The sequence below is a fragment of the Mycobacterium gordonae genome, assembly GCF_002101675.1.
GTDB classification, from domain to species: Bacteria; Actinomycetota; Actinomycetes; order Mycobacteriales; family Mycobacteriaceae; genus Mycobacterium; species Mycobacterium gordonae.
In genome coordinates, this window is the sequence record NZ_LQOY01000190.1 from 1 (window position 1) to 9,020 (window position 9,020).

Here is a 9,020-nt window from a genome sequence, read left to right on the forward strand (position 1 = left end):
TCGGCGGGTCGGCTGTCGGCACCGGCGGCAACGGTGGTGGCACCGGTAGCAGTGGCGGCAGCGGCGCCGACGGCGGCGACGGCGGGGCCGGCGGCGCGGGTGGCGACGGAGGTCACTCCGCGTCCGGTGCCGGCGGAGCGGGTGGCACCGGCGGCGCAGGCGGGGCCATCACCGGCGACACCGGCGGCGCCGGTGGCTTCGGCGGCCCTTTTGGTGGTCATCCCGGTGCACCCGGCACCGCCGGAACTGTCGGCATTGCCGGCGCCGACGGAGCGCCAGGTTAAGAGTGCAGCAGAGCCAGCCCGGTCGCAGAGGCCGTCGCCAGACACATCGACGGCCCGTGCGGCACCGCGCGGACCCGCCACGCCAACCCGACCGCGGCGGTCACCAGCGGCGCGCCGAGCGCCGCGAGAAACCACACATCGATGCCAAAGCAGCCGCTGAGCCCACCGAGACCCAACGCGAGCTTGACGTCTCCGGCCCCCATCGCCGTCGGCGCCACCAGATGGACCGCGAGGTACACCGTCGCCAGGGCCAGCCCACCCGCCAGAGCCGGCAGCCCTCGGCCGCCTAGCGCTGCGCCGATCAGGATCACCGCCGCACCGGCCAGCGTCAGCCAGTTGGGCAGCCGGCGCTGCCGGATGTCGTAGCAGCACAGAGCGACCAGCCACGCCACGACAATCCCAAGCCGCATGCGCGGCAGGCTAATCCAACTCCGCCAATGCGCAAGTCATCGCCTCGCGCGGGGCGGGCAGGCCGGTGAACTGCTCCACCTGCGCAAACGCCTGGTGCAACAGCATCTGCAGGCCGCTGACCACTCGGCCCCCGACGGCCTGCACCGCGGCCGCCAGCGGCGTGGGCCACGGGCTGTAGATGGCGTCCAGCAGAACCGGGATCGTGGCGAAGGTGTCGGCGTAGCGGGCGGCGACGTCGGCGGGCAGTGTGCTGACCAGCACCTGCGCGTCGGCCACCGCATCGGTGAGCGTGTCGTCGTCCAGCCCGCAGAATGTCGTTGCCACCCCCACCTGGGCGCCCAGCTCGACCAGTCGGGCGGCTTTGTCCGGGTTGCGGGCCACGACCGTGATGCCGGATACCCCGAGAGTGGCCAGCCCGACGACGGCGGCGGGCGCGGTGCCACCAGAGCCGGCCACCAGGGCCTGTCCCGACGCCTCACCGAGCGCGCCCGCGACGCCGTCAATGTCGGTGTTGTCGGCCCGCCACCCGCCCGGCGTGCGCACCAGAGTGTTGGCGGACCCGACCTGCTCGGCGCGGGCCGTCCGTTCGTCGGCGAAGGCCAGCGCGGCGAACTTGCCCGGCATGGTCACCGACACACCGACCCACTCCGGGCCGAGTCCGCCGACGACGCCGGGCAGTTGCTCGGCGGTGCACTCGATGCGGTCGTAGGTCCAGTCATGCAGGCCCAGCGCGCGGTAGGCGGCCAGGTGCAGTTGCGGGGACTTCGAATGTGCGATCGGCGAGCCGAGCACCCCGGCTTTTCTAGCGCGCTGGACCTGATTGCACTCTTCGCCGCCGCGCTGCGCGCGGCTACGCTCATCGCGCGGGACCTGATTGCACTCTTCGCCGCCGCGCTGCGCGCGGCTACGCTCATCGCGCGGAATCGAGGACACCGTTCCGCTTGGCCAGTTCGATGTTCGCCAGATGCTGCTGATAATCCCGGGTGAACAACGTGGTCCCCTGGGCGTCGATGGTGACGAAGTACAGCCAGTCACCCGCCGCCGGATGCTCGGCCGCGCGCAGGGCGTCCACGCCGGGTGAGCAGATCGCGGTCGCCGGCAGGCCTTCGGCCATGTAGGTGTTCCACGGAGTCCGCTGCGCGCGGTCGGCGTCGCTGGTGGCGACCTCCCGGCGGTCCAGCGGATAGTTCACTGTCGAGTCGAACTCCAGCTTCCGATGTTCATGCAGGCGGTTATAGATGACCTGCGCGACCTTGGTGAAGTCCTGCACGTTGGCTTCCTGCTGCACCAGCGAGGCGACCACCAGGATGTCGTACGGCGACAGGCCGATCGCTTTGGCTGTGTCTTCCAGCCCTGAGGTCAGGTACGCCACGGTCCCGGCGCTGATCAGGCTGGCCAAGATGGTTTCCGCGGACGCCGCCGGGTCGATGTTGAAGGTGCCGGGCGCGATCAGACCCTCCAGTCGACGATGGTCGTCGCCCAGCTCCCCGACCGGCTCGAGAGCCCACTTAGGCACCTGGAGCGCGGCCGGGGTGCTCTTGCTGGCCGACGCCTTGAGATCGGCCAGCGACACGCAGCGCTGGTTGCCGTCCAGATCCACGCAGGTGGCGCGCGAGATGAGGGTCAGGATCCCCGGCGTGGTCTTGTTGGTCTTCATGTCGGTGGTGTCGTCGAGCTGGCGCCCTTCCGGAATTACCAGCTTGCCCACCCTGCTGGCCGGATCCGCCAGGCGCGAGACCGCGTCGGCCGCCGGGATCTCGGTGCGCATCCGGTAGTACCCGGGCTGGATGGCCGAGATCGCGGCGTTGCCGTGGGCCGCGTCGACGAACGCCCGCACCGTGCGCACCACACCCCGCTTGAGCAGCGTCTCCCCCACGGCGGTGGTGGAATCACCGGCCTGGATCTGGATCACGACGTCGTGTTTGCCGGTACCGGTGTAGTCGTCCTTGTTGCCGGAGAACACGTGCCAGAGTTTGGCGCCGAGGAAGACGGCCGCCACCACCACGACGACCAGCAGCCCCGCCGCGAACGAGCCGGCCCACCGGCGGCGACGACGGGTGCGCTGCTCCTTCTTGCGGGCCGCGCGCGTCCTGCGGTGCCGGCTGGGCCCGACCGCCACCGGCTTCGCCTTCTCGCGCTCAGACATCGGACGCTTCTCTGCCGGCGGGCTCGGCGATCAGGGCACGGCGCTGATCCAGCCAGCCCTGCAAGATCGCCACCGCCGCGGCCTGGTCGATGACCGACCGCTGCTGTCTGGCCTTAATGCCGGCGTCCCGCAGCGACCGTTGGGCGGTCACCGTGGTCAGCCGCTCGTCGGCGAGCCGGACCGGGGTGGGCGCCAGACGTTGGGCAAGGGCATCGGCGACCGCGATGGCGTCCTGGGCCGACGGGCCGATGCGGTCGGCCAGGGTGCGCGGCAGCCCGACGACCACCTCGACGGCCTCCAGATCGGCGGCCAGCGTCGCCAGCCTGCGCAGGTGTTTACCGGTCCGGTCGCGGCGCACCGTCTCCACGGGGGTTGCCAGGATGCCGTCCGGGTCGCTGGCGGCCACACCGATACGCACGGTGCCCACGTCGACACCCAGGCGCCGACCCCGGCCCGGGTCTGATTCGCCCGGCCGGTCCGGCTGGCGCTGCGGCGATTCGACCACTCAGGCGACCCGCGCTATCACGGCGATCTCCGAGCGCAGCGCGTCCAGTGCCGCGTCGATGCCGGTCGGGTTCTTGCCCGAACCCTGGGCCAGGTCGGCCTTGCCGCCGCCCCGACCCTCAACCGCCACCGCCAGCTGTTTGACCAGTTCGTTGGCGTTCAGCCCGATATCTTGAGCGGCTGCGTTGGCGGCCACCGCATAGGGGACGGTCGGCCCGTCACCTTCGGCGATCAGGGCCACCACCGCGGGATCGCTGCCGAGTTTGCCGCGGATGTCGCCGGCCAGGGAGCGCAGATCCGCCGCTGTCATGCCGGCCGACATGCGCTGCGCGACCACCCGGACGTTGCCGATGTGCTCGGCCCCGGCGGCGGCATTGGTGGCGGCGGCGCGAGCGCTGGCCAGCCGGGCACGTTCGAGTTCCTTCTCGGCCGCCTTGAGCCGCTCTACCAGGCTTGCCACCCGGGCCGGCACCTCCTCGGACGGCACCTTGAGCGACGACGCCAGACCCGCCATTAGCGCACGTTCCTTGGCCAGGTGCCGGAACGACTCCAGACCGACGTAGGCCTCCACCCTGCGCACCCCGGAACCGATCGAGGATTCGCCGAGGATGGTCACCGGGCCGATCTGCGCGGTGTTGTGCACGTGGGTGCCACCGCACAACTCCAGGGAGAACGGCCCGCCCATCTCGACCACCCGCACTTGGTCGGGGTAGGCCTCACCGAACAGCGCCATCGCACCCATCGCCTTGGCCCTGTCGAGCTGCTCGAGGAAGGTGTGCACCTCGAAGTCGGCCTGCACGGCCTCGTTGGTCACCTCTTCGATCTGGTTGCGCTGGTCCTCGGACAACGGCCCCTGCCAGTTGAAGTCAAAGCGCAGGTAGCCCGGGCGGTTCAGCGATCCGGCCTGAACCGCGTTCGGTCCCAACACTTGTCGCAATGCCGCGTGCACCATGTGGGTACCGGAGTGACCCTGGGTGGCGCCCTTGCGCCAGCCCGGGTCCACGGCGGCGATCACGGTGTCGCCCTCGACGAATTCTCCGGATTCGACGTTGACCCGATGGGCGTGCAGCGTCTTGGCGATCTTCTGCACGTCGGTGACCGCGGCGCGGGCACTGCCACCGGATCCGGTGCCGCTGATGCTGCCGGCGTCGGCGATCTGGCCGCCCGATTCGGCGTACAGCGGTGTGCGATCCAGGATCAATTCCACCCGATCGGCACTGACGGCATCAGCGTGCGCCACCACGGGGACCCGCTTGCCGTCCACGAAGATACCGAGAATCTTTGCCTCAGACATCAATTCGTCGAAGCCGGTGAACTCGGTGGGGCCGGCGTCGACCAACTCCCGGTAGGCGGTCAGGTCGGCGTGTGCATGCTTGCGCGCGGCGGCGTCAGCCTTGGCGCGCCGGCGCTGCTCGGCCATCAGTTCGCGAAAACCCGCCTCGTCGACGCTCAGGCCGGATTCGGCGGCCATCTCCAACGTGAGCTCGATGGGGAAACCGTAGGTGTCGTGCAGGGTGAAGGCGTCCGAGCCGGAGACGACGGTGGCGCCCGAGGACTTGGTGGCGCCGGCCACGTCGTCGAACAACTTCGAGCCCGATGCGAGGGTGCGGTTGAACGCGGTCTCCTCGGCGACGGCGATGCGGTTGATCCGCTCGAAGTCGTTGACCAACTCCGGATAGGAGGGTCCCATAGCGTCGCGCACGGTGGCCATCAAGTCGCCGACGACCGGGCTGTCGATACCGAGCAGCTTGGCCGAGCGGATGACCCGCCGCAACAACCGGCGCAACACGTAGCCGCGGCCGTCGTTGCCGGGGCTGACGCCGTCGCCGATCAGAATGGCGGCGGTGCGGCTGTGGTCGGCAATGATGCGGTAGCGGACGTCGTCGGCATGGTTGCCGACGTCGTATCCGCGCGGCGCCCGGCCGGCGACCAGGTCGATAACCGGACGCAGCAGGTCGGTCTCGTAGACGTTGTGCACGTTCTGCAGAACCAGTGCGATGCGCTCGACACCCATGCCGGTGTCGATGTTCTTCCGGGGCAGCGGGCCGAGGATTTCGTAGTCCTCTTTGGAGGTGCCCTCGCCGCGCTCGTTCTGCATGAAGACGAGGTTCCACACCTCGAGATAGCGGTCCTCGTTGGCGATGGGACCGCCGCCGACACCGAATTCGGGACCGCGGTCGTAGTAGATCTCCGAGGAGGGGCCGCAGGGGCCGGGTATGCCCATCGACCAGTAGTTGTCGGCCATGCCGCGGCGCTGGATACGCTCGGCCGGCAGGCCCGCGATCTCCCGCCACAGATCCGCGGCCTCGTCGTCGTCGAGATAGACTGTGGCCCAGAGCTTTTCGGGGTCCAGGCCGTAGCCGCCGTCGGCCACCGGGTTGGTCAGCAGCGCCCAGGCCAGCTCGATGGCGCCACGCTTGAAGTAGTCGCCGAAGGAGAAGTTGCCGGCCATCTGAAAGAAAGTGTTGTGCCGGGTGGTGATGCCCACCTCGTCGATGTCGGGGGTGCGGATGCACTTTTGGATGCTGGTGGCCGTGGCATACGGCGGGGTGCGCTGGCCGAGGAAGAACGGCACGAACTGGACCATGCCGGCGTTGACAAACAGCAGGTTGGGGTCGTCGAGGATCACCGATGCGCTGGGCACCTCGGTGTGGCCCGCCTTCACGAAATGATCAAGGAACCGCTTCCTGATCTCGTGTGTCTGCACTGTGCTTCTTCCTTAATTTCCTGGGCTGGTTGGCGAGAATCGGGTATCAGCCTATTCGCCGGATCCGCCCGCCGAACACGCAATTAGGCCCGCTTAGCCTTCCACCTAGCCTTCGACGAAGCTCAACCGGACCGACCGTCGCGGATTATCGCGGTTCAGGTCGACCAGCACGACGCTCTGCCAGGTGCCCAACAGCGGCTCGCCGCCGCTGACCGGCACCGTCACCGAGGGCGAGACGATCGCCGGCAGCACATGGTCGGCGCCGTGGCCGGGCGAGCCGTGCGAGTGCCGGTAGCGGTCGTCACGGGGCAGCAGCCGCTCCAGGGTGTCCAGCAGGTCGTCGTCGGAGCCGGCGCCGGTCTCGATGATGGCCACCCCGGCGGTCGCGTGTGGCACGAACACGTTGCACAGGCCGTCCGCATGGTTGCCGCAGAACGCGCGCACCGCGTCGGTGAGGTCAACGATGCGGCGACGCGCGGTGTCCACATCCAGCACATCGGTATCCATCCCGACCAGCCTACGGGGCTTGATCAGCCGCCGGTGCCGGAGGAAGGTGGTGGTGGACCGGTGGCGCCGCCGGGGGCGCTGCCCCGACTGACAGGAGGGGTCGATCGTGTTTGCACGTTCCACGACCATCCACGCGCAGCCCTCGTCGATCAACATGGGCATCAACTATGTTCGCGACGTGGTCATGCCCGCCCTCGACGAGATGGAGGGGTGCCTGGGCCTATCGCTGCTTGTGGACCGCGAGTCGGGCCGATGCATTGCCACCAGTTCCTGGGAAACCGAGTCGGCTATGCAGCGCAGTGCAGAGCGGGTGTGGCCGGTGCGTTACCGCGCCGTCGAGATGTTCGGCGGCAGCGCCGTGGTCGACCAGTGGCGCATCGCGGTGCTGCACCGCGACCACCGCTCCGGTCCCGGCGCCTGTGTGCGGGCCACCTGGTTGCGGACGCGGCCGGAGCTGTTCGAGCGCGGCATCGACTACTACCGGTGGGCCGTGTTGCCGGCCATCGAAGAGTTCGAAGGCTTCTGCAGCGCCAGTTTGATGGTCGACCCCACGTCGGCGCGGGCCGTCGTCTCGGTAACCTACGACAGCCGCGACGCGATGGAACGCTGCACCGATTCGGCCCGCTCGATGCGCACGGCGATGATGCGTGATCTTGGTCTCGACCAGGACGACGTGGGCGAATTCGAGCTGGCGCTGGCTCACCTGCGGGTGCCCGAGCTGGTCTAGGGCGGTGTTCGCCTTCGCCGGTGCCACGACGCTGTAGCCCGGCGCGCTGGGCAACAGCCGATTCATCTCGTCGTCGGTGAATGTCTTCATGACCTACCCCGCCGCCCGCGGATGATCGCGCGCAACCGGTCCAGGCGGCCGGCGATCTCTCGTTCGGCGCCTCGCCCCGTCGGCCGGTAATAGTCCACACCCACCAGCTCGTCCGGTGAATACTGTTGCGCCACTACGCCGTCGGGGTCGTCATGGGAGTACTTGTAGCCCTGGGCATTGCCCAGCTTCGCCGCGCCGGAATAGTGCCCGTCGCGCAGATGAGCCGGCACCAGACCGGCCTTGCCCGCCTTGATGTCGCCCATCGCCGCCCCCAGCGCTGTGGTGACCGCGTTGGATTTCGGGGCGGTGGCCAGATGAATGGTGGCGTGGGCCAGCGTCAGCTGTGCCTCGGGCATCCCGATCAGCGCGACCGTCTGCGCCGCGGACACCGCCACCAGCAGCGCCGTCGAATCTGCCATGCCGATGTCTTCGCTGGCCAGGATCATCAGCCGCCGCGCGATGAACCGCGGGTCCTCCCCCGCCACCAGCATCCGGGCCAGATAGTGCAGCGCGGCGTCGACGTCCGAACCCCGGACCGACTTGATGAAGGCGCTGACGACGTCGTAGTGCTGATCGCCGTCCCGGTCGTAACGCACCGCCGCCCGGTCCAGGGACTGTTCGACGGTTTCGACCGCAACGTGATCCGAAGCCTCGGCAGCGACTTCGAGCGCGGTCAGGGCGCGCCGGGCATCGCCGGCGGCGAGTTGGACCAACAGTTCGACGGCCTCGGGCTCCACCGTCACCCTGCCGCCCAGTCCGCGTGGATCGTCGATGGCCCGCTGCACCACCGTGCGGATGTCGTCGCCGGTCAATGGCCGCAGCTGCAGGATCAGCGATCGCGACAGCAGCGGCGCGACCACGGAGAACGACGGATTCTCGGTGGTGGCCGCAACCAGCAACACCACCCGGTTCTCGACGGCGGCCAGCAGCGCGTCCTGCTGGGTCTTGGAGAACCGGTGCACCTCGTCGATGAACAGCACCGTCTGCTCACCGGAAAGGGCGCCGAAGCGGGCCTTCTCTATCACGGCCCGAACCTCTTTGACGCCGGCCGACAACGCCGAGAGCGCCTCGAAGCGCCGTCCGGTCGCCTGTGAGACGAGCGCCGCCAGCGTCGTCTTTCCGCTGCCCGGCGGCCCGTACAGGATGGCCGAGGCAACCCCCGATCCCTCGACCAGGCGCCGCAGTGGCGACCCGGCCGCCAATAGGTGCTGCTGCCCCACCACCTCGTCAAGGGAGGCCGGGCGCATCCGCACCGCCAGGGGCGCACCGGCACCGGAACCGCTCAAAGCGTGCTCGGTCGATTTCGGTGCACCGGGCAGGTCGAACAGACCGTCGGACACGACTTCAGGCATACCACGCAATGCGGACACGCCACCGACAGGTGAGCAGGCCGCACCAATGCGAGCATCCATGGCGCACATTTGCTAAGTTCCCGTTTGCTAAGCCCCGATCGACCAGAGCGAACTACGAGGCACCTAGGAAAGCCATGAGCCAGCCGCCAGAATATCCAGGCAACCCGGCCGACCCTCAGGGCGGCCACCCGCAGGGCTATCCGCCCCCGCCGCGGCACAGCGCGCCTCCACCGCCGCCCGCCGGTTACGGTGCGCCCCCGCCACCACCCGGTTACGGGGCGCACCGTAACCG

7 protein-coding genes and 2 pseudogenes are annotated in these 9,020 nt (G+C 69.2%); 2 read left to right on the forward strand and 7 right to left on the reverse strand.

Going from position 1 to position 9,020, the window contains the following annotated elements:
• Positions 1–284, forward strand: a pseudogene (locus tag AWC08_RS36760) (PE family protein); the annotation flags it as partial.
• Here AWC08_RS36760 and AWC08_RS24270 read toward each other — a convergent pair.
• The 6 genes and pseudogenes from AWC08_RS24270 to AWC08_RS24295 form a co-directional block, all read right to left on the reverse strand.
• Positions 281–694, reverse strand: coding sequence for a prepilin peptidase (locus AWC08_RS24270; RefSeq protein ID WP_069435431.1), 414 nt, complete (start codon positions 692–694; stop codon positions 281–283). The pseudogene AWC08_RS36760 and the gene AWC08_RS24270 overlap by 4 nt on opposite strands.
• A gap of 10 nt (positions 695–704) precedes the next feature.
• Positions 705–1,499: pseudogene (locus AWC08_RS24275) on the reverse strand (shikimate dehydrogenase); the annotation flags it as partial.
• 106 nt (positions 1,500–1,605) lie between these two features.
• A complete protein-coding gene (mltG, locus tag AWC08_RS24280) occupies positions 1,606–2,841 on the reverse strand; it encodes an endolytic transglycosylase MltG (protein ID WP_069435432.1) in 1,236 nt (411 codons plus the stop codon).
• Positions 2,834–3,346: a Holliday junction resolvase RuvX gene (gene ruvX, locus AWC08_RS24285; protein ID WP_065134996.1), complete on the reverse strand. Its 513-nt coding sequence runs from the start codon at positions 3,344–3,346 to the stop codon at positions 2,834–2,836. The genes mltG and ruvX overlap by 8 nt, the downstream gene beginning before the upstream one ends.
• Positions 3,347–6,052 (reverse strand): alanine--tRNA ligase, encoded by a 2,706-nt coding sequence (alaS, locus tag AWC08_RS24290; RefSeq protein WP_065134995.1) that lies wholly within the window; start codon positions 6,050–6,052, stop codon positions 3,347–3,349.
• 105 nt (positions 6,053–6,157) lie between these two features.
• A complete protein-coding gene (locus AWC08_RS24295; RefSeq protein ID WP_172835182.1) occupies positions 6,158–6,547 on the reverse strand; it encodes a secondary thiamine-phosphate synthase enzyme YjbQ in 390 nt (129 codons plus the stop codon).
• 118 nt (positions 6,548–6,665) lie between these two features.
• Here AWC08_RS24295 and AWC08_RS24300 point away from each other — a divergent pair, with 118 nt between their 5' ends.
• Positions 6,666–7,286: a hypothetical protein gene (locus tag AWC08_RS24300; protein WP_065134993.1), complete on the forward strand. Its 621-nt coding sequence runs from the start codon at positions 6,666–6,668 to the stop codon at positions 7,284–7,286.
• An 86-nt stretch (positions 7,287–7,372) separates the two neighbouring features.
• Here the strand turns inward: AWC08_RS24300 and AWC08_RS24305 are convergent, their stop codons facing one another.
• The gene (locus AWC08_RS24305) at positions 7,373–8,728 is read right to left on the reverse strand and encodes a replication-associated recombination protein A (RefSeq protein WP_085088320.1); all 1,356 of its coding nucleotides are present in this window, start codon (positions 8,726–8,728) and stop codon (positions 7,373–7,375) included.
• Between the last annotated feature and the right edge of the window lie 292 nt (positions 8,729–9,020).